This is a genomic window from Rhodopirellula halodulae (assembly GCF_020966775.1).
In the GTDB taxonomy this organism is placed as follows: domain Bacteria; phylum Planctomycetota; class Planctomycetia; order Pirellulales; family Pirellulaceae; genus Rhodopirellula; species Rhodopirellula halodulae.
Map to the genome: position 1 here is coordinate 1185595 of NZ_JAJKFV010000029.1, position 21652 is coordinate 1207246.

Genomic DNA, 21652 nt, shown 5'->3' on the forward strand with positions numbered 1-21652 from the left:
ACCTGTCTGATGGGTTGGCTGTCACTTTCGATGGCCGCCGCAGAGGAGTCCACCGAAGCCAAGCCGACCATCCAATTCAATCGCGACATTCGGCCGATCCTGTCGGAAAACTGTTTTCATTGTCACGGACCCGACGACGAAAACCGGGAAGCCGGTTTGCATTTGGACACTGAAGAGGGTGCGAAAGAGTGGGCTATTGTCGAAGGCGATGCAGATGAGAGCGAAGTCTATCTGCGGATGATTTCGGACGATCCCGACATGCTGATGCCGCCTCCGGATTCGGAACGCAAGGTTTCTCCCGAAGACATCGAGTTGGTTCGTCGCTGGATCGAAGAAGGCGCGGAGTACCAGGGGCACTGGTCGTTCATCCCGCCTCACGAAGTTCAGGTGCCCGACGCGGTGTACGCGGAAGGTAAATCTGCCAGCTCCAACGAAATTGATCGCTTTGTGGATCGAGCGCTGGCGGAAGCTGGTTTGAAAGCGGAAGGGCCTGCGGACCAAGAAACTTGGCTGCGCCGTGTGACCTTTGACCTCGTCGGTGTTCCGCCCACCCTCGCGGAGATGGATGCGTTCCTGGCGGACAATTCGCCCATGGCGAAGACGCGAGTCATCGACCGTTTGCTGGCTCGTCCGGAATACGGCGAACGCATGGCAACGGATTGGCTGGACGCAGCGAGGTACAGCGACACCTACGGTTATCAAGTCGACCGCGATCGGTTCGTCTGGCCATGGCGAGATTGGGTGATCCAAGCCTTCAATGACAACAAACCCTACGACCAATTTGTCACGGAACAATTGGCCGGCGACTTGTTGCCCGACGCAACACGTGAACAGATTCTGGCAACCACGTTCAATCGCTTGCACCCACAAAAGGTCGAAGGCGGCAGCGTCCCGGAAGAGTTCCGAATCGAGTATGTGGCGGACCGTGCACAAACGGTTGCCACCGCTTTGATGGGGCTGACCTACGAATGTTGTCGGTGCCACAACCACAAGTACGATCCGATCAGCCAAGAAAACTATTTCGAGCTGACCGCGTTCTTCGACAACATTGATGAAGCCGGTTTGTATTCGTACTTCACCCCGTCCATTCCAACGCCAACGTTGATGTTGCCAACGGAAGACGAAGAACGCCGACTGAAACAATTGGAAGCCGACGTGGCCGTTGCCGAACGTCGTTTGGCGGAGACTGAATCAAAGAGAGCCGAAGTGTGGCGTCAGCTATTCGCGGATCGCAATGGGACGGCGGCTGACGAGTGGGTAAAGGCTTTGCCAGAGTCACTGTTGGCGGAGCCGGTGGAGTCACTCGATTTTGAAGACGCACCGAACTCACGCAACCAATCCGTTGAGGGCATTGTCGGAAAAGCTTGGAAGCTGACCGGTGACGATGCCGTCTCCACCAAGGTCGGTAACTTTGACCGCTCGCAACCGTTTTCGGTTTCGGCTTGGATTCAAGTGCCGGATGTCAAAGAGCGAGCCGTGGTTTGGCACCGTTCGCGAGCGTGGACGGATGCGGCCAGTCGCGGTTACGAGTTGCTGATCTTGGATGGCAAACTGCAGTGGTCGCAGATTCACTTTTGGCCGGGCAATGCGATCAGCGTGTCGATGAAGGATGCGGTGCCAGTTGGCGAATGGGTGCATGTGACCGCGACCACCGATGGCTCTGGTTCCGCTTCTGCGTTGAAGCTTCACATCAACGGCAAAGCGGTCGAAACCACCGTCGTGCGTGATTCGTTGACCAAACAGATCCAAGGTGGTGGCGGCGACAACATCACCATCGGCGAACGTATGCGAGACCGGGGTTTCAAAAATGGGTTGGTCGATCAATTTCGTGTCTTTGACGTGCAACTGAGCGATCTGGAAATCGAGCGACTCGCGAAAAACGATTTCCAGTTTCAGTTGGAAGACGAACTAAACGAAGACACCTTCGTCCATCACGCCTTGTTGAGGTGGGATTCCGAAGTTGCCGCCGCACGCAAACATCTTCGCGAAATTCGCGTGGCCAAGTGCAAATTGGAAGACTCCATCGATGAAATCATGGTGATGCGTGAGTTGCCAAAACCCAGGTCAACGCATCTGTTGGCACGAGGCGTTTACGACAGTCCTCAGCAGGAGGTCCAACCAGGAACCCCCGACTTCCTTCCGGAGATGCCGACCGCTGAGGAAGAAACGCTGGATCGTTTGGATTTGGCGCGGTGGTTGTGCGATCGGCAGCATCCGCTGACATCGCGAGTTGCAGTGAATCGTTTGTGGCAATTGAGTTTTGGGCGGGGTTTGGTTCGCACGCCCGAAGACTTCGGCAGCCAAGGAGCACCGCCAACGCATCCCGAATTGCTCGATTGGTTGGCGTTGGACTTGGTCGATCATGACTGGGATATCAAACGCATGATGAAGCAGATCATGTTGTCCGACGCGTATGGTCGAAGCAGCACGTCGACTCAGTCGAAGCTTGCCCTGACCGATCCGACAAACCGATTGCTTTCGCATTTTCCGGCGTATCGTTTACCCGCCGAAATGCTGCGTGACCAAGCGTTGGCGGTCGGCGGCAACCTCGTGCGAACCATCGGTGGTGCACCGGCGAAACCGTACGAAGTGGAAGTTTCGTTCAAACCGACGGATCGCGACAAGGGCGACGGGCTGTATCGACGGAGCATTTACACGTACTGGAAACGAACCAGCCCCGCACCTGTGATGACGACCTTGGACGCCGCGAAACGCGATGTTTGCCGGGTGCAGAGAGAGCGAACGGCTTCGCCACTGCAAGCCTTTGTGATGCTCAATGGTCCGCAAACCATCGAGGCATCCCGCGGGTTGGCTCAGCAGTTGTTGCGAGATGCGGGGGATGGCGAGATGGACGCGGGGCAGATGCTGAGCACCGCGTTTCGAACAACAACGAGCCGACGTCCAACGAACGATCAATTGCGAGTTCTGCAAGAACTCTATGATGAACAGTTGGCCTATTTCGACAACAATGCTGCTTCCACGAGCGAGTTTCTTTCCATCGGTGATTCGGAAACGGACGAATCGCTCGATGCAAACCGTGTCGCTGCCATGACGGTGGTGGTGGGAACGTTGCTGAACTTTGATCTGTGCTTGGTGAAACGATGAATCAATCTTCTTTCAATCCCGTATCGATCAATCGAAGGTCGTTGCTACAGAATTCGGCGTATGGATTCGGTGGCATGGCGTTAGGGCAATTGCTCGCCGAAAGTCTCGGTCAATCGACGGCTCATGCGAATCCTTCCGCCGGTGGAGCGTCGACTCCGGTGCCGGGGGCAATGGGCACGTTGCATCATCCGGCCAAAGCGAAACGGGTGATCTTTCTGTTTCAATCCGGCGCGCCGTCGCAGTTGGATTTGTTCGACTACAAACCCTTGTTGAACGAGAAGCACGGAACGGAATTGCCCGATGAAGTTCGAGGCGGACAGCGATTGACAGGCATGAGTGGCAACCAATCGAGTTTGCCACTGGTCGGGACGCCATTCAAGTTCGAGCAACATGGTGAATCAGGCACTTGGGTCAGCGACCAATTGCCATACACATCCAAAATCGTCGATGACATCTGCGTCGTTCGGTCGATGTACACGGAAGCCATCAATCACGGCCCCGCGGTGACGTTCATGCAAACCGGCAGCATGTTCCCGGGGCGGCCCAGCATGGGAGCTTGGGTGGATTACGGGCTAGGAAGCGAGAACGAAAACTTGCCCGCCTTTGTCGTGATGACGACCAAGGATCAGAGCGGTGGCCAACCGCTCGTGTCCCGATTCTGGGGCAACGGGTTCCTGCCCAGCGAGCATCAGGGCGTGCAGTTCCGAAGTGGCGCGGACCCCGTTTTGTACTTGAGCAATCCCGCGGGAATCGATCAAGCAAGTCGCCGCTCCGCGATGGATGCGCTCAACAAACTGCATCAGCAACAATTGGCATCCAATGTCGATCCCTTGGTGGAGGCTCGCATCGCCCAGTACGAAATGGCGTTTGCGATGCAGTCATCGATCCCAGAGGCCACCGACTTTTCAGACGAACCGGAACACGTGTTCGAGCTTTACGGAAAAGACTCCAAGAACCCTGGGACTTTCGCGGCCAACTGCTTGATGGCGCGGCGTTTGGCACAGCGCGGCGTCCGTTTCATTCAGCTCTATCATAAAGGTTGGGATCACCACGGTGGTTTGCCGAAGGGGCTGCCGAACCAGTGCAAGGCCACGGATCAAGCGTCGGCTGGTTTGGTCCAAGACCTCAAGCGATTGGGGATGTTGGAAGACACCTTGGTGATTTGGGGCGGCGAGTTTGGGAGAACCAATTATTGCCAAGGCAAATTGTCCGAGAACAGCTTCGGCCGAGACCACCACCCAAGGTGTTTCAGTTTGTGGATGGCCGGTGGCGGGATCAAACCGGGCATCGTCCACGGTGCAACCGATGATTTTGGGTACAACCTGACCGAGAAACCGGTGCACATCCACGACTTGCACGCCACGATACTGCATCAGTTGGGCATCGATCACGAACGCCTGACTTTCCGCTATCAAGGCCGTCAGTTTCGGCTGACGGATGTGCACGGCGAAATCGTGCACGATATCCTGGCCTAGTCGATTCTCCGCACGCAGGTCCTTTCGCGGAGGCGTTTTCTTCCGTTGAGGACAACAAACATGCGTCAGATGTTGGATTGGTTGGCAGTTTGCAGCTTGCTAGTCATCGCGTTTTCAGCCGTGTCCGTCACCACGGTCGCCGCGGAGCCGTCTCAATCGAAGCCTGTTCAGGTCTACATCTTGGCGGGCCAATCCAATATGGAAGGTCATGCCAAAGTTGAGACGCTGGATTATTTGGCGGACCACGAAGAGACTCGTGAGTTGCTGGCTCTGATCCGCGACGAAGACGGCGGTTACCGCGAAGGCGATCGGGTTTGGATTTCTTATCTCACCGGTCGCGGCGACAACAACGGCGAGGGCGTTGGCAAGCTCACAACCGGGTTTGGTTCCCGTTCGCAGCCTGATCAAGACGGTGGCAAGATTGGTCCTGAGCTGACCTTTGGTTTGACCATGGAGCAGCACACGGAATCTCCCATCTTGATCATCAAGACGGCGTGGGGCGGGAAGTCATTGTTCTACGACTTTCGTCCTCCGAGTGCGGGTATTTACCCGAGAACACAAAACGACATCGATCGCGATCGCAATCACGCGGCCGACTTGGGAAAGTATTACCGGATGATGGTCCAGCACGTGAAGTCGGTGCTGGATGACATCGGCCGAGTCGTGCCGTCTTACAGTGAAGACCAGGGCTATGAACTGGCGGGGTTCGTTTGGTTCCAGGGTTGGAATGATGTGGTCAATCGCGACGTGTACCCAGTCCTGCCCGCGGGTTCAGAGGAAAACCGATTTGCGAAGTATTCCGAGTGGATGGCGGATTTCATCCGAGACGTTCGTTCCGATCTCGACGCCGACGAGTTGCCGTTTGTGATTGGTGTGATGGGCGTCGATGGCAATCAACCCAGCGAGCACCACCAGCAATTTCGCGAAGCCATGGCGGCACCCGCGTCATTGTCTGAGTTTCAAGGCAACGTGGTCGCGGTGCCAACCGGTCCGTACTGGGACGAAGCTTTGGGAGCGATCGCCCAGAAGTATCAGGACGTTCGCCAAAAAGCGTATCACTTGCGAAAGCAACATCGTGACCACGAGAATCACGATGGTTCCATGGACGACGAACAGCAGCGTGCGTTCATCGAGAAGTACGAAAAGCAACTCATCACAGAAGACGAGTTGGCTCGATGGAAGCGTGGAGCTTCCAACGCGGGTTACCACTACTTGGGTTGCGGCAAAACCATGGCGCAGATCGGTGAAGCCTTTGCCAACGCCATGTTGGAATTGAAAAACGGCTCCCGTGAAGGAGCCGCGAATTTGAGCAATTAAGGATCGACCGAGCGATCGACCCTACACACTGGTGACGGCTGACGATCGAAAGATCAGGTGAGCGAAGGACGAGCTTCGCTGGTTCCGATCGATTCCTCGTGATCGACCAAGAACCGTTCGGCATCCAGTGCTGCCATGCACCCGGTGCCGGCGGAGGTGATCGCTTGGCGATAGTAATCATCGGCCACGTCACCCGCGGCAAAGACGCCGGCGACCGAGGTGTTCGTGCGGAAGGCCTTTTTCCATTGGATGTAGCCTTCGCTGTTCATCTCGACGGCACCGTCCAGGAACGCCGTGTTGGGCGTGTGACCGATGGCGACGAACATACCACCGACTTTCAGTTCGCTTATCGATCCATCCACGGTGTTCTTGATCTTCAAAGCGTTGACCAGTTTCTCGTCACCGAGAACTTCTTCGACCACCGTGTTCCAGAGGATCTTGATGTTCGGGTGATTCAGCGCGCGGTCTTGCATGACTTTGCTGGCACGCATTTCGTCGCGACGAACGAGCAAGTAGATCGTGTCCGCACCCTTGAGATTGGCCAGGTAGGTGGCTTCTTCGACCGCTGAGTCACCACCGCCGACCACTGCCAACGGTTTGCTGCGATAGACGGGAAGTGCTCCGTCGCAAACAGCACAGGCACTGACACCTTTGTTCTTGTACAGCTCTTCGCTGGGAAGACCAAGGTAGTTGGCTCGGGCGCCGGTGGCGATGATTACGGTGTGAGCCTGGATTGGTTCACCCGAAGCTGGGTACAGCGTGTGAGGTGGTCCCGAGAAATCGACCCGCTCGATGTCGTCGCCGATGACGCGGGTGCCGAAGTTCAGGGCTTGTTGCTTCATCAGTTCCATCAACTCCACGCCTTGCACGGCGTAGTGAGGCTGGCCCTCTTTTTCGTGTCCTTCGGGAACCATGGGCAGGTTCCAGTGGCGGTCCTTGTCGACGGCGGACTCAACAAACGCACGAATGTTCCCGGCGGGAAATCCCGCGAAGTTTTCGATTTCGGTGGTGTAAGCGAGTTGGCCCAGTGGGATCATTTCGGGCTTCACCGTTCCCTCGAACAAGACTGGATCCAAGTTGGCACGAGCTGCATAGATTGCGGCTGACCAACCGGCCGGGCCACTGCCGATGATCACTGTCTTTTCGATTTTAGGCTGGGCGTTTCCGTTGCTTGAAGCAGAGCTCATGATTCTGTCTTGATGAGGAAGTGGTCGCGAATGCGAAATGATCACGATTGGGCCAGCGGCATCGTTCGGAGCCCACTGTTTTCGCGTATTATAGGGGCCCAGCGGGAATCGACGACCGGCCGACGGTTGGAAATCCGCTCGGCGTGATCCGGCACGGCGGATTGCTTGTTTGCGATGACAAATTGTCAGCTTTGACGTCAAGAAAATGGTCGCAGCAGCTATTGTTCCGCCCTGGCGATTGGATTGGTTGCGAAGCTTGTTTTCGACCCGATCGCGACGCTGCAACCGTCCTTGCTGGGCTTTCGCAGTCCCCGCCCTGCCCTTCCCTCCCCACATTCGACGCTGCCGCTCGGCAGACCCATCCGTATGAGCACCTTTGCCATTGCCCTTGCATCGATGATCGCGTTCATCGTTGCTTACCACACTTACGGTCGTTATCTCGCGACCAAGCTATTCCGACTGCGTCCGGACGAGACGATGCCGAGCGTGGCGCAGCGTGATGATGTGGACTTTGTGCCCACCGATCGATCCATCGTTTTCGGCCATCACTTCACCAGCATCGCGGGAACGGGGCCGATTGTGGGGCCGGCGCTGGCTGTTTTTTGGGGGTGGTTGCCGGCGTTGTTATGGGTCGTGTTCGGTTCCATCCTGGTTGGCGGAGTCCATGATTTGGCGGCATTGGTCATTTCGATCCGCAACCGGGGTGAGTCGATTGGTCAGGCTGCCGGCCGGCTGATTTCACCGCGCACGAAGGTCTTATTCCTGATCGTGTTGGCGATGGCGTTGTCGATTGTCTTGGCCGTGTTTGGGTTAGTGATCGCCAACATCTTCAAACTGTATCCCGAGTCGGTGCTCTCGGTTTGGACCGCGATGCCGGTGGCGGCCTTGATCGGTTGGTTGGTCATTCGCCGCGGCGGCAATTTGGTGCTGCCCTGTTTGATGGGCTTGGCCATTTTGTATTTGACGGTTTACCTGGGGACGACCGCTTTGCCGCTGGATTTGGCGAAGGTCTTGCCTGCGGACGCGGTGTACGCGACTCCGGTGGTGGTGTGGACGATCTTCCTGTTGATTTACGCGTTCTTCGCTTCCGTGTTGCCGGTTTGGTTGTTGCTACAACCGCGGGATTTTTTGAACAGTTTGCAATTGGCGGTGGCCTTGGTGCTGTTGGTCGCCGGTTTGGCGATCGCTTCCTTCAGCGGCCAAGCGGATTTGATGACCGCGGCTCCGGCGATTGCGAAGCAGGTGCCCGCGGACGCACCACCGATGTTGCCGTTCTTGTTCATCACGATCGCATGTGGAGCGTGCAGCGGTTTTCATTGTTTGGTCAGCAGCGGCACAACGAGCAAGCAGCTCAAGAATGCTCGTGACGCGCAGATGATCGGCTATGGATCGATGCTGGGCGAAGGCATGTTGGCGGTGTTGGTGATTCTGGCCTGCTGTGCAGGCGTCGGCATGGGGCGTTTGACCCGAGACACGTCCTCCGGGGCGATTGAGATCACGCGTCAGGAGCCGGTGGCGGTGGCGGATGTGTCGGCGGAGGAAGCTGCCTTGGATGGATCGGCCGCTTGGCGATCGTACTATCGAACTGGATTGCCGACCGGCGAAGCAACCGCTGGGGCGGCTGCGGCTGCTGGCGGTGGATGGAAAGGCCAAGGCTTGGACAAGAAGCTCGCCGCGTTCATCGATGGCGGTGCGAACTTCATTTCATCGATTGGGGTGCCTCTTAAATTTGGAGTCGCCATCATGGCGGTGATGGTCGCCTGTTTTGCAGCCACCACCTTGGACACCGCGACTCGGTTGCAACGATACGTTCTGAGCGAATTAGCCATGGCGGCTGGGTGGAAAACTGGTGCGAACAAGTACGTCGCCACCACCATCGCGGTGGGCATTGGGATGGCGATTGCTGTATTTGCGGGCGACAGTCCCGGCAAAGGCGGGTTGATGTTGTGGCCGTTGTTCGGTGCGACCAACCAGTTGCTGGCTGGATTGGCTTTGATGGTCGCGGTGTTTTATTTGGCTCGAAGAAGCCGTCCCATTGCGGCGATTGCGATTCCAACCGGCATGATGTTGCTGTTGCCGGCATGGGCGATGGTGTTTGACTTGGTCAACAATTGGTGGCCCAATCGTGACTACGTCTTGATCGTTTTCGGAACCATCGTGCTGACCATCCAGGCTTGGATGGTGATCGAGGCTTGCCTATTGTGGCGTCACTTGCCTGACGATTTGAAGCAGGCCGGATCCGAAACCGATGCGGTTGATCCCATCGCCGCCGGGTGATGGTCTGGTTGAAATCGCTTCGGAATCGGCAACCGTTCAGCCCGTTTGCTGACTTCGCAAACGCTCTCGGCGACTGTTCATTCGGGGGGATTGGGGCATTCGAATCGGTCAGGGGTCCTGTCCCAGTCACCGTCGGTCGATTTCTTCATAATATCTTCAATCGTCATTTTCAGCCGTCAGTGGGTGTTTTTGGCTGACAAGGGGGCTTTGGGACTGCAAAAACCGGGGTTTTAGGTGGTGATGCCCGCTGGTGAGAGGCCGCTTGGGGTCCGTTTGTGAAGATGGTGGAGAGGACTACAATTCGTCCGCTCAGGCATCTTACAGGCTCCGCGTTGAGCACTGTGGAAACGCCGCAAAACACACCCATTCATCCTGTCGTCCCCAACATTCAGGCGATCCGAAAATGAAGTTCACCTCCTTTGCCTTGACCTGTGCGATCGCATTGGTCGCCGTGTCCACCGGATGCGACAAATCCTCAACCACGACCGACGGTGGAGCTGATTCTGCAGCACCCGTCGCTGAATCAACCTTGGTCGGTACGATCAAGATCGACGGCAGCAGCACCGTTCAGCCAATTAGCAACGCCATCCGCGAAGGCTTCATCCAAGAACACCCCAACGTTGATATCAACGTCAGCGGCAACGGAACCGGAAACGGGTTCAAGAGCTTCTACGACAAGGGCACCGACATCTCCGACGCTTCGCGTCCAATCAAAGCGGGCGAATTCGAAAAGTGCAAAGAGAACGGCGTTGAGTTCGTCGAATTGCCAGTCGCTTATGACGGTTTGACGATTGTGGTGAACCCGCAAAACGACTGGGTCAAAGAACTGACCGTTGACCAACTGAAGTCCATGTTCGTCGGCGACGACGCCGTGAAGAACTGGAGTGACGTGGATCCAAGCTGGCCAGAAGAAGCCATTCAAATCTACGCTCCTGGTACCGGATCGGGAACCTATGACTACTTCCATGAAGTGTTGGCGAAGAAGTCCGGCAAAGAACTTCGTGGCGACATGAACCTGAACGAAGACGACAACATTCTGGTCAAAGGTGTTGCGGACAACAAATTCTCGATCGGTTTCTTCGGCGTGGCTTACTACGCTGAGAACAAAGACAAGCTGCGTGCGGTTCCTATCGTGAACCCCAAAGACGAAACCGCTTACGAGCCAACGACCGAAAACATCGCTTCGAACAAGTACGCTCCTTTCAGCCGTCCCTTGTTCATCTACGTGAATACCGAGTCGTTGAACCGTGCCGAAGTTCAAACCTTCGTTCAGTACTTCTTGGCCAACACGCCTGAAGTCAGCGAAAAAGTGGGCTATGTTCGTTTGCCAGAAAGCGTGATGGCCAAAGCTCAATCGAACTTGGACGCCGTCAGCGTTGGAACCCACTTCGTCGACGAATCGGGCGAAGGACGCAGCGGTGCTCTGACGGACCTTTACAAAGACGAAAATCTCGTCAAGTAAGGAACCAAAGAAAGGACGGTCAGGTGGTTGTTTGGCCTGACCATCCTTTGATTCTCTCGTCGCCCGACCGTGGGCGGCGACTGCTTTTTTCCAGGCCAGTCGTTTCACGGATCGGGCGGAGTTGATTCCGCCCTCCGAGCGATCTCTTCACGGCCAAAAAGGACAGTTGTTTTGAATCGTCCAACAGCCCTCGTCAATAAGAAGTTTCGCTCCACGGGCATTGGTGTGGTGCAAGAGAAAGCCATGGTGGTTTTGCTTGCGGTCTGCGCCTTGATGACCATTGGAATCACGCTGGGCATCATCGTGATGTTGATCAGCGAAAGTTGGAGCTTCTTCCAGAGCAAGTACGTATCGCTAGGCAGTTTTCTGACCGGTACTGAATGGACGGCTCTGCAAAGCAAAGACATCGAGAAAGCACAATTCGGGATCTGGCCACTGCTGTCCGGAACTTTGCGGGTGACCATGATTGCGATGCTGATTGCATTGCCATGTGGTCTGGTCACCGCGATCTATCTGTCGGAATTCGCATCCAATCGTGTTCGAGCAATCTTGAAGCCAACTCTTGAGGTCATTGCGGGAATACCGACGGTGGTCTTGGGGTACTTTGCGGTGTTGGTCGTCAGTCCCTCACTGCAATTTCTCTCCGGCGGTGGATTTGACACGTTCAACGCGACCAGTGCCGGAATCGCGGTCGGCATCCTCTGTTTACCGATGGTTTGCAGTTTGTCAGAAGATGCATTGCACGCTGTTCCGCGAGCCCTCCGTGAGGGTGCCTACGGGCTTGGCTGCACTCCATTTGAAACTTCGATCAAAGTGGTTGTTCCTGCCGCACTGTCGGGAATCATCTCCGCATTCTTGCTGGCGTTCAGCCGAGCGATTGGCGAGACGATGGTGGTCGCGTTGGCAGCGGGAACGCGAGCAACCTTCACCGCGGATCCACGTCAACAATCACAGACGATGACCGGGTTCATCGTTGAGATGATCAAGAGCGAAAACGAATACGGGACGGTCCAGTATTTCAGTCTGTACGCCGTTGCGGTCACGCTGTTTGTGATCACCTTCGGGATGACCTTGGTTGGGCAATTGATTCGTCGTCGCTACCAAGAAGTTTATTCCTGAGCTTTTCATCGCCCTCTTCTCACTCAACCAACATTTTATGGCGACTGTTTCAAGCACACCGGTCGACGGCGGGAACTCACCTCACGGGACTGGGTTTGCCGCGGGCGAGTATTCGGTCACGACCGACAACTCGAAACGACGCAAGCTTTATAGCCGGTTGTTCTATTTGCTTTGCGTTTTCATTTCGGCACTCAGTGTCGTGGTGCTGGGTGTGTTGTTGGTTTCGATTGGATGGCAGGGACATTCTCGCCTGACGTCGGATCTGCTGCAGAATTCTCACAGCGAGTTGAATCCGGATTCCGCCGGCATGTGGCCGTCCATTGTCGGTTCGATCTTCATTTGCGGGATCTGTGCCCTGTCGGCTCTGCCACTGGGCGTCGGCACGGCGATTTTCTTGGAGGAGTTCAAGCCGACCAGCAAGCCGCTGAAGATGCTTCATAGCTTCATCCAGCTCAATATTTCCAACTTGGCTGGCGTTCCTTCGATCGTTTACGGGCTTCTTGGGTTGAGCCTGTTTGTGTTCATGTTCAATGTCTTCGGCCGGATCCAAGTCAACGAATCCAGCGGGACCGAGCTTTTTGGAGTCAGTCACTACTACCAAGTTCTTTCGTTGGCCGGTGGTGGTCACACTGTCCTGATTCCACAAGACGACGAATCGCAAGCCACCATCAGCGTCGACGCACCGATACAAGCCGTCGATCGCGATGGAAAGAAATTCGAATTGGCGATCTGGGATCCCAAGTCCGGCACGCCCAAACCATCTGATCCCGAAGTGCGACAGCGTACGGTTCGCAAAGGGCAGGTCGGCGGGGCCTATTCCGAAACTGAGTGGTACTACCTGCGGCTCCCCTTCGGAAAGAGTTTCCTCGCCGCAGGGTTGACCCTTTCTCTCGTCATCCTGCCAATCGTCATCATCGCGTCTCAAGAAGCTCTTCGTGGTGTGCCACCCAGCCTGCGGGAAGCCTCTTTCGGCTTGGGGGCGACCAAATGGCAGACCGTTCGAAACGTTTCGCTTCCCGCCGCGTTGCCGGGTATCATGACCGGGGCCATTTTGGCGATGGGGCGTGCGATTGGCGAAGCTGCACCGATCTTGGTGGTTTTGGGGGCTGCGGTGGCAAAGAACAGCGGTCCGCAAAACTTGATGGATAATGTGGTTACGATGCCGGTGTTGATTTTTAACTGGGCCGGTCGTCAGCAGGCAGCCTATCAAGAACTCGCCGCAGCGGCGATTATTGTGTTGCTTGCCGTGTTGTTGCTGATGAATTCAGTGGCGATTTATCTCCGACAGAAAATGCGAGTGGGTTAACACGGTCCAATGAATGCTCTAAACGCGAATACCTCAACGATGTCTGAAGCTACGCGATCGGCGGCACCCGAAACGGCAACCAAACCAGCGGAGGCACCGGAAGAAATCTGCATCCGGATTGCTGACTTCAACGCTTGGTACGGCTCCTTTCAGGCGATCCACAATCTGTCGCTGGAAGTTCCGCGGAACAAAGTCACCGCGTTCATTGGTCCCAGTGGTTGCGGGAAAAGCACGCTGCTGCGGTGGATCAACCGGATGAATGACATTGTTCCGTCGGCGAACAGTCGCGGCACTTTGATGATCGATGATCTGGACGTGTTGGCTCAGTCGACCGATGTGGTGAACCTTCGTCGCCGCGTTGGGATGGTGTTTCAAAAACCCAACCCGTTTCCAAAGTCGATCTACGAGAACGTTGCGTTCGGCCCACGCTTGCACCTGCACACCTCTCGCCGAGAGTTGGACGAGTTGGTGGAATGGTCGCTGCAGAAGGCCGCCGTGTGGGATGAAGTCAAAGACCGGCTTCATGCACCAGCGTTGGGACTGTCGGGTGGTCAGCAACAGCGATTGTGCATCGCACGTGCCATCGCGGTTGGTCCAGAGGTCCTGTTGATGGATGAGCCTTGTAGTGCTTTGGATCCCGCCAGCACATTGGCGATCGAGGATTTGATTTACGAGCTGCGTGAGCAGTACACCATCGTGATGGTGACGCACAACATGCAGCAAGCCAGCCGTTGTAGTGATCAGACGGCTTTCTTCTTCGAAGGAAAGTTGATCGAATCTGGTCCGACGCAGGATGTCTTTACGAAGCCGAAAGAAAAACGAACCGACGATTACGTTCGCGGTCGTTTCGGTTGATCGTCACTCTTCGTGACTTGCGTCCGAGAGATTCTGCGATAGGTATTTGAGCTTCGTGTCTTTGTGAGCACGAAGCATTGTCTGGATGACGCTTTCCTTGGAATGACGCATGAGTAAACACCTCAACCGAGCCGTTCTTGATCTCCGCAGCGACCTGGTGGAGCAGTTCGGCGTTGTGGAACAGATGATCGAGCTTTCGGTTCGTTCGCTGGTCGAGCGTCGTCCTGATTTCGCCGTGCAGGTGATTGAGACCGATACAAAGGTCGATGAAAAAGATGTCCGCATCGAAGAAGAGTGCCTGAAGCTCTTGGCACTCTATCAACCGGTCGCAATTGATCTGCGATGGATGGTGTCTGCCGTGAAGCTCAATGGCGAGCTGGAGCGGATGGCCGACTTGGCTTGCAATATCGCGGAGCGAAGTAAGGCACTGGACCTGTTCCCCCTGTTCAGCGTGCCCAGCGATATCAATCAGATGGTAACCATTGTGTTGGAGATGGTTCGTGCGGCGTTGGATTCTTTCATCGAACAAGACGCCGAGATGGCTCGCGATGTCATCGCACGGGACGATGAGGTTGACCGTTTGAACGTCGACTTGATTGACGAGCTGCAGGAGATGATGAAGTCAGAGACTGATTGGGTCGAGCCCGCCGTTCACTGCTTCAGCGCGACGCGTCACCTGGAGCGAATTGCAGACTTGGCCACCAACGTTGCCGAAGAAACCATCTACATGGTCAGTGGCGACATCATTCGTCACAAGCATCATTTGGAAGAACGGCAGGCTCGCTGAGCAGGTGCCGTAGCGGAGGTCACCGCCGGGTGGCAAGCAGGGCTGTTGTGTGTGGCAACCGCGAGCATGACCCTAAGAACAGTGCTCTCACGATCAACGCCCCCGCGAAGAATGCCCCCCGCGAAGAATCCCGGATGATTCGCTCACGGCAGTCAATTCGATCACGCTGCTTTTCGTTCATCTCAGCCAAAACTGACTGCCCAGTTTGGCAAAGCCGGCGGAACGCGATCCTTTCTCGTGTAAAATGTCTCGCCGCCTGGTTTCCCTCGTAACCATCGGGCGTCGCGAAAGCATGCGTGTTCTCATGCGTGAGAATCCTTGCTCGCTGTGTCTGCTTGGTTTCCAGCGGTTGCTGTGCGGACCTAGACAAGCAGAACTCGCGATGATCCATGAGCTGCAACGTCGTTTGGCTGTGCCGCCGGTGGCGAATATCGGTCAAAACGCAACGTGGTCTCACCATACGTCGCTGATCCCCTTCCTATGATCTGAATTTCAAGCATGAGTCAATTTAAACCAACAATCACTCGACGTTCCTTCATCAAGTCAGCTGCGGCCACGTCGGCCGCTTTGGGAACAATGGGGTTTCATGGCATCGAGGCGGCGGAATCCACCGACAAAGTGAATTTCGCGATCATCGGTTGCACCAATCGCGGCGCCGCGATCGGAAATGACGCGGTTAGGTCGGGGATGGTGAACGTTGTCGCGCTTTGCGACGTGGACCCAGAGCGAACCGCCAAGTTCAAAAAGGACCATCCAAACGCGAAGGTCTATGACGACTTCCGCAAGATGTTCGATGAGATGGGTGACAAGCTGGACGCCTGCACCGTTGGCACCCCAGACCACACTCACTTTCCCATCACGATGCGAGCCATCTCCGAAGGTGTGGCGGTCTACGTCGAGAAACCTTTGGCACATACGTTCGAAGAATGCGAGTTGCTGATCGCCGCCGAGAAGAAATACAACGCGGTTTGTCAGATGGGGAACCAAGGCCACTCTTCCTCGCAACGGTTGCAGTTCGAAGCTTGGGTTGAGGATGGCTTTATCAAAAATGTTCGTCGGGTCGATGCCTGCATGAACAAAGGGCGTCGCTGGCACCCATGGGGCAACGTCCAGGGCTACCCGCAGGCGGAAGCGATGCCGGCTTCAATGAATTGGGATGTGTGGACGGGAACCGCTCCCCTTCGCGATTACAGCGAGCGTCTGGATCTTGGGAATTGGCGTGGTTGGTACGACTACGGCAACGGAGCCTTCGGTGATTGGGGGCCTCACACCTTGGACACGGTGCACCGTTTCCTGAAGCTTGGTTTGCCGTACGAAGTTCGGGCGGACAAATTGGAAGGGCCGAACAAGTTCATTTATCCCATGGCGACCACCATCGCCTTTGAGTTCGCTGAACGCGGACCGGGCATGCCCGCGATGTCGATCAATTGGCACGATGGCGTGGGCAACAAGCCTCCACAGCCAGAAGGGTTGCCGAAAGGAAAGTCGGTGCCCGCGTGTGGAAAGGTGATCTACAGCGATGATCGCACATTCTTAGGCGGCACGCACAGCGCGAAACTCAGTGTCTTGACCGAAACTGAATCGCGAGATGCACCCGAGGTGCCTCACGGAACGACCAATCAGAACCACATGAAGAACTTCTTGCTCGCAGCCATGGGCAAGGAAGAATGCAATTCCAAATTCGCGGTATCGGGGCCGTTGACGCAAGTGTTCATGTTGGGATGCATCGCCCAACGATTAGGTGGAACGCTGAAGTTCGATACGGAAACTCAGCAGATCACGAACAACGAAACGGCGAACCAATTGCTGAAAGGTCACGAGCCTCGCAAGGGATGGGAGCAGTATTACACGATCTGATCCCCTGATCACTGCGCCGCACGCCAAGTTCGTTGCGTGATGTGGCAACGCATCTGAGCGTCGGGCCTGTGCAATCATCCAAAGAAAAACGAAAAACGCCGAGCAGGTCGAGCCCGCTCGGCGTTTAGTTTTTGGTGCGATGAAATGGAAGCGGCCTAGGTGGTTGGCAGTTCCACCAGCTTTTTCTCTTTTGCCATTTCGCGAATGTCTTCGGTGATCTTCATCGAGCAGTACTTCGGTCCGCACATGCTGCAGAAGTGGGCGCTCTTGAACGTGTCTTGCGGCAACGTTTCGTCGTGGTATCGCTGGGCCGTTTCGGGGTCCAGGGAAAGACGGAATTGCTCTTTCCAGTCGAACTCAAAGCGAGCCTTGGAAAGTGCATCGTCGCGATCCTGGGCGCCTTTACGTTGGCGTGCCACATCGGCGGAGTGAGCCGCGATCTTGTAAGCAATCACGCCTTGCTTGACGTCTTCATCGTTGGGCAAGCCCAGGTGTTCTTTGGGGGTCACGTAGCAAAGCATGGCCGCCCCGTGCATGCCCGCGTTTGCGGCGCCAATGCAGCTAGTGATGTGGTCGTAACCAGGAGCGATGTCGGTGACCAATGGGCCCAAGACGTAGAACGGAGCGCCGTGGCAAACTTCGATTTGACGTTCGATGTTCATTTGGATTTGGTCCAAAGGAATGTGGCCCGGTCCTTCGACCATGACTTGGGTTCCTTTTTCCCAACCGCGTTTGGTGCATTCGCCCAAGACATCCAGTTCGGCGAATTGAGCGTCGTCCGAGGCATCGGCGATCGAGCCGGGACGCAATCCATCGCCCAATGACCAGGTGACATCGTATTCACGCATGATGTCGCAAAGGTCGTCGAAGGCTTCCAGCAAGGGGTTTTGCTTGTTGTGAGCCATCATCCACTTTGCAATCAGCGAACCACCGCGGCTGACGATTCCGGTGACGCGATTGACCGTCAGGTGCAGGTGCTCCAGTTTGACACCGCAGTGGATGGTCATGTAGTCGACACCTTGTTTGGCTTGGTGTTCGACCATGTCAAGGAAATGCTGGGCGGTCATGTCTTCGATGTTGCCACCGAGTTCTTCCAGCATCTGATAGATCGGAACGGTTCCAATCGGCACAGGACTCTTGGCGATGATTTGGCGACGGATGTTGTCGATGTCTTTGCCGGTCGACAAATCCATGACGGTGTCGGCGCCGAAGTGCACGGCGGTGTGAAGCTTTTCGAGTTCTTCACCAACGTTGCTGGTCACGGCGCTGTTGCCGATGTTCGCGTTGATCTTGCACTTGGCTGCGATCCCGATCGCCATCGGTTCCAAAACGCCAGCGGCGTGAACCTTGTTGGCGGGAATCACCATGCGTCCCGCTGCGACCTCATCGCGGATCAGCTCGACTGGCAGGTCTTCGCGTTTCGCGACGTATTCCATTTCGGGGGTGATTTCGCCCGCTCGGGCAGACAGGAGCTGAGTCATGCGATTGAAACTCGAGTGTTCGGAGTGCAATTGGGTTCAAGAACGTTATACGCCAGTACCGCTGAATCGAGTAGGCCGCAACTCGCGTCAGGGACGCCGCATTCATTGCAAAATGTCACCTGCGAAACGCTCCGGTCGGGCGGGAAAAGCGTCGAACTAGCCGACGATTCCACCGTCAATTTCGCGACCGATTTGATCCCACGAGAGGGTGGCTGCTTCGTTCGGGACGCTTCCTGATAGCTGCAGAACCCACGACAACGCGTGGACTCGTTCGGCAATCACGCCCGGGTCGAGTCCCGCCGGAATCTCGTTTCCCGCCGCTCCTTCAAACGCCAGCTTCCACCACAGGCACACGTGCAAATCCGCCGCACGTAGGAGCTCTTCTTTGGGACGCAGGATCGCTTGTTGAATCATGTCCTCGTGCGGTAGCGTGAGGATCAAACGCAACACCGTTTCCAGGTCGCACCGCTGGTCGGGCCATTCCAAATCGGGCAACATTTGCAGAGCCCACTGGAGTGTTTGCAACGATTCGTATCGCCACGCCGCTTCGTCGACCATTTCCGGTGGAGGCGAAACCAAATCGAAAAAGTCTTTTTCGCGAGGTGACAAGGATTCGGCCGCGAGCGGAGAACGCTGGCGAACTCGCTCGAGATCCAGCGTTTGTCCATTGGCCATGGCTTCGGCTCGAGCGGCGACGGCAAAAAGACCGAGCATGCGGCGTGCAACCGTCGACGGTTGCATGGTTTGCGTTTCGCAGGTGCTCGGCAAAGGAGCCGTGCCCTCGACTGGATCCAAGTTGCGGTTCCGTAGCGTCATCTCCGATTCCAGACGACGCTGGCGAGATTCCGGTAGGAACGGGATCGCTGCCTGCTCGTCAAACGTGCCTGGGCCGAGAAGTTGACGGCCAGCCGGATCGCATAGTTTCGCCGGAGTGGTGTCTGAGGGCGGGTGATACCAAAGCACGTTGGCTTTCCAAGCCCAGTCCTGCCAATGCTGTGCTAGCGGAGTGTTGGCTTGGTCGGAGGCACCGGCAGGTTCGCTCATCCGGTACACGTGTTTGGCACGTTGAAGGTGCCGCTGAAGCGGTCCGGCGAGAGGCGACGGTGCAGCGGAATTGTCGCTGAGTTGAACCCAGCATTCCTCCAGCAGGTCTTCCGTCGCGTCCGGGTCAAGCTCCACGAGCGACCCGCTATCAAGCCCCGCGTGTTCATCCGACGGTTCGAGGACCGTCGAGATCGCAAAACAAGTCGTTTCGAGAGAGGGATCAGGCGAACTGCCCATTGGGCTCAGCCAATGCCCCATTTTTCCTGGAACCAAGCCACTCGGTCGGCACGACGAGGGCTGTAGTTCGCGGTTGGCTTGAACTTTTCACGTTTCAGGAAGCTGATCATCGCCGCCGCGGGAACGTATGCGTGCTGAGTGATCGCGTCGGTGGTTTCGCTGTCTGCTTTCCAGTTGTAAAGGATCGCTTTGTCACGCTCGAACCACTCGTCCAAGTAGGCGGCGTCGGTCGAGCTGCAAACCACGTGCTCGTAATCCTTTTTGCAAAGGAAACCCAGCATTCGGCCAGCCATGTCGCGAGTGCGTTCGGTGTCACCATCGCAGGTGGCCGATGCAACGTTCCAAACCGACGCGAAACCATGCTCGTCGGTGTCCTCTTTGTTGTAACGAAGGACGATTTCGACAGGGGCTTCTTCTTTGGGGGTATCTTCGGTTTGCTCGGTAGCCATAAAGCGTCAGGGCGCAGCATGTGTGGGGTGAAAGGGAAGTGCGTTATTGAACACCAAAATCGTCAAAAAGAGAAGTCCCCGCCAAGGAGCTGCGAGAGATTCCGCTTGGAGATTGCCTGTGAAACTGGCATAATTCGAAGGTTCGCAGCGATTAGGCTGGCGGCGCGTTTCCAAGGACGAACGTGGAATCAGGGATGGTGGCACAACGCAAAAGGCGCAAGAAAAGGCATTCTCAACCAGCCGATTTGCTGGATCAGCCCACCGACCGCGTTTGCGAGCCCGTGACGCCGCTCGACCTGTATCGAGAGCCTGCAGATTTACCGGCGGAATCAAAGACGGCTTCCGATGACACTTCCGTCCAGTCCAGCACACCGTCCGACGCGAATTTGGGGGAACGCCGATCGTCGGTGAATTTGGACCGCTGCCCGAGCGGTGTGCGAGTCCCGGTGCCGGCGATCTCTTCGCACTTGATCGAAGGCTTTGGTCCCGATCCGTTGGACCCTTACGGCGACCGGCCCGGCGACATGGTCGGGGCGAACGATCCGAAGAGCCTTCGTGACAAAGTTCGAGCGCTTTGCCCACCAGTGCCCGGAATTTACGGCATGTTCGATCGGCACGGGGAGCTGATCTACGTGGGCAAAAGCCGTTCGTTGCGACACCGGCTGATGAGCTATTTCGGCGAGGCGGCGGCGAAGGAAAAGGGCGGCCGGATCATCGAGCATTCGCGGGCCATTCAGTGGGAGACTCAACCCAGTGATTTCGCGGCACGACTGCGAGAGTTGCAATTGATCCGTCGATGGACACCGCGGTTCAACGTTCAGGGCGTGCCGCATCGTCAACGTCCAATTTATCTGTGCTTGGGACGCAAGCCGGCGGAGACATTCTTCTTGGCGGGTTCGCCTCCGACCAACGATTGCGTTGCGATCGAAGGGCCATTCTATGGCGCGGAGAGAATGCGATCGGTGGTCGATGCGTTGAACAAAACCTTTCAACTACGCGATTGCAGTCAACAAACAGTTTTCCAGTTCCAGGAACAGTTGTCGCTGTTTGATTTGAACCCACGGCCGGGATGTCTGCGTTTGGAGATCGGAACGTGTTTGGGACCCTGCGCGGCGGCTTGTTCTCGCGAAGATTATCTGCAGCGAGTCAACTCGGCACAAAGTTTTTTGGATGGCTTCAATGACGAGCCTCTCATCGCCGTCCGAGATTTGATGGAGTCGGCATCCACCAACCGCCAATACGAATTGGCGTCTCGCGCGCGAGATACCTTGAAGTCGTTGGAGTACGCCGCTCGCAAGCTATCTCACTTAGCCGATGCGCGTCGTGATTTCTCGTTCATCTACGCCGCAACCGGCTATGACGCTTGTTCCATTTGGTACCTGATTCGAAGCGGCGAGATCATCGATGTCGCAGCCGCACCCAAAGACCGAGATCAGTACCAGCGTTTGCGTCCGACGCTGAAGAAATGGCAATCGCTCTTGGGGACGCGGCACCAACGTGTGCGAGTCGATCAGCCACACAGCGTGGCGGTGGTCGCTTCTTGGTTTCGGAAGCATCGCAGTGAGCTCAAGCAAACGTTTGCACCCGAAGGTGCCGGTCGGCGCTACCACCGACTTTCGCACCACCGCGCGGAAGTGCTTTGAGTAAGGTCGCGAAGCGGCCTGATGTCTTTCAAGAGGGCGACGCCACCAGTG

15 protein-coding genes are annotated in these 21652 nt (G+C 56.3%); 11 read left to right on the forward strand and 4 right to left on the reverse strand.

The window, feature by feature from the left end; translation table 11 throughout:
• Positions 1 to 9: 9 nt before the first annotated feature.
• From LOC70_RS17230 to LOC70_RS17240, 3 genes are read left to right on the forward strand one after another with little or no spacing between them, the layout of a single operon-like run.
• A complete protein-coding gene (locus LOC70_RS17230; RefSeq protein WP_390889080.1) occupies positions 10 to 3105 on the forward strand; it encodes a DUF1553 domain-containing protein in 3096 nt (1031 codons plus the stop codon).
• Positions 3102 to 4580 (forward strand): DUF1501 domain-containing protein, encoded by a 1479-nt coding sequence (locus LOC70_RS17235; RefSeq protein WP_230255231.1) that lies wholly within the window; start codon positions 3102 to 3104, stop codon positions 4578 to 4580. Before LOC70_RS17230 ends, LOC70_RS17235 begins: the two co-directional genes overlap by 4 nt.
• Positions 4581 to 4640: 60 nt before the next feature.
• A complete protein-coding gene (locus tag LOC70_RS17240; protein ID WP_230255232.1) occupies positions 4641 to 5897 on the forward strand; it encodes a sialate O-acetylesterase in 1257 nt (418 codons plus the stop codon).
• A 53-nt stretch (positions 5898 to 5950) separates the two neighbouring features.
• Here the strand turns inward: LOC70_RS17240 and LOC70_RS17245 are convergent, their stop codons facing one another.
• Positions 5951 to 7084: a thioredoxin-disulfide reductase gene (locus LOC70_RS17245; RefSeq protein WP_230255233.1), complete on the reverse strand. Its 1134-nt coding sequence runs from the start codon at positions 7082 to 7084 to the stop codon at positions 5951 to 5953.
• A gap of 366 nt (positions 7085 to 7450) precedes the next feature.
• On the opposite strand from LOC70_RS17245, the gene LOC70_RS17250 reads away from it, so the two are divergent.
• The 7 genes from LOC70_RS17250 (at position 7451) to LOC70_RS17280 (ending at position 16747) form a co-directional block, all read left to right on the forward strand.
• Complete coding sequence (locus LOC70_RS17250) at positions 7451 to 9361, forward strand: carbon starvation CstA family protein (RefSeq protein ID WP_230255234.1); 1911 nt, start codon at positions 7451 to 7453, stop codon at positions 9359 to 9361.
• A 403-nt stretch (positions 9362 to 9764) separates the two neighbouring features.
• Entirely contained in the window at positions 9765 to 10823 is a 1059-nt protein-coding gene (locus LOC70_RS17255) for a PstS family phosphate ABC transporter substrate-binding protein (protein WP_230255235.1), read from the forward strand.
• Positions 10824 to 10994: 171 nt separating this feature from the next.
• The gene (pstC, locus tag LOC70_RS17260) at positions 10995 to 11942 is read left to right on the forward strand and encodes a phosphate ABC transporter permease subunit PstC (RefSeq protein WP_230255236.1); all 948 of its coding nucleotides are present in this window, start codon (positions 10995 to 10997) and stop codon (positions 11940 to 11942) included.
• Between the two features lie 37 nt (positions 11943 to 11979).
• A complete protein-coding gene (locus LOC70_RS17265; protein WP_230255237.1) occupies positions 11980 to 13248 on the forward strand; it encodes a PstA family ABC transporter permease in 1269 nt (422 codons plus the stop codon).
• Between the two features lie 39 nt (positions 13249 to 13287).
• A complete protein-coding gene (gene pstB / locus LOC70_RS17270; protein WP_230255238.1) occupies positions 13288 to 14103 on the forward strand; it encodes a phosphate ABC transporter ATP-binding protein PstB in 816 nt (271 codons plus the stop codon).
• 109 nt (positions 14104 to 14212) lie between these two features.
• On the forward strand, positions 14213 to 14890 hold the full coding sequence (phoU, locus tag LOC70_RS17275; protein WP_230255239.1) for a phosphate signaling complex protein PhoU: 678 nt from the start codon (positions 14213 to 14215) through the stop codon (positions 14888 to 14890).
• A 498-nt stretch (positions 14891 to 15388) separates the two neighbouring features.
• Entirely contained in the window at positions 15389 to 16747 is a 1359-nt protein-coding gene (locus LOC70_RS17280) for a Gfo/Idh/MocA family oxidoreductase (protein ID WP_230255240.1), read from the forward strand.
• 155 nt (positions 16748 to 16902) lie between these two features.
• On the opposite strand, the gene thiC is transcribed toward LOC70_RS17280, so the two are convergent.
• The 3 genes from thiC to LOC70_RS17295 form a co-directional block, all read right to left on the reverse strand.
• Positions 16903 to 18228: a phosphomethylpyrimidine synthase ThiC gene (gene thiC, locus LOC70_RS17285; RefSeq protein ID WP_315857274.1), complete on the reverse strand. Its 1326-nt coding sequence runs from the start codon at positions 18226 to 18228 to the stop codon at positions 16903 to 16905.
• Positions 18229 to 18384: 156 nt separating this feature from the next.
• Positions 18385 to 19530, reverse strand: coding sequence for a DUF4272 domain-containing protein (locus LOC70_RS17290; protein ID WP_230255241.1), 1146 nt, complete (start codon positions 19528 to 19530; stop codon positions 18385 to 18387).
• Complete coding sequence (locus LOC70_RS17295) at positions 19515 to 19958, reverse strand: hypothetical protein (RefSeq protein ID WP_230255242.1); 444 nt, start codon at positions 19956 to 19958, stop codon at positions 19515 to 19517. The genes LOC70_RS17290 and LOC70_RS17295 overlap by 16 nt, the downstream gene beginning before the upstream one ends.
• A gap of 281 nt (positions 19959 to 20239) precedes the next feature.
• Here LOC70_RS17295 and LOC70_RS17300 point away from each other — a divergent pair, with 281 nt between their 5' ends.
• Positions 20240 to 21601 carry a GIY-YIG nuclease family protein gene (locus LOC70_RS17300; protein WP_230255243.1) on the forward strand — a complete coding sequence of 454 codons (1362 nt, stop codon included), beginning with the start codon at positions 20240 to 20242 and terminating at the stop codon, positions 21599 to 21601.
• Positions 21602 to 21652 lie beyond the last annotated feature (51 nt).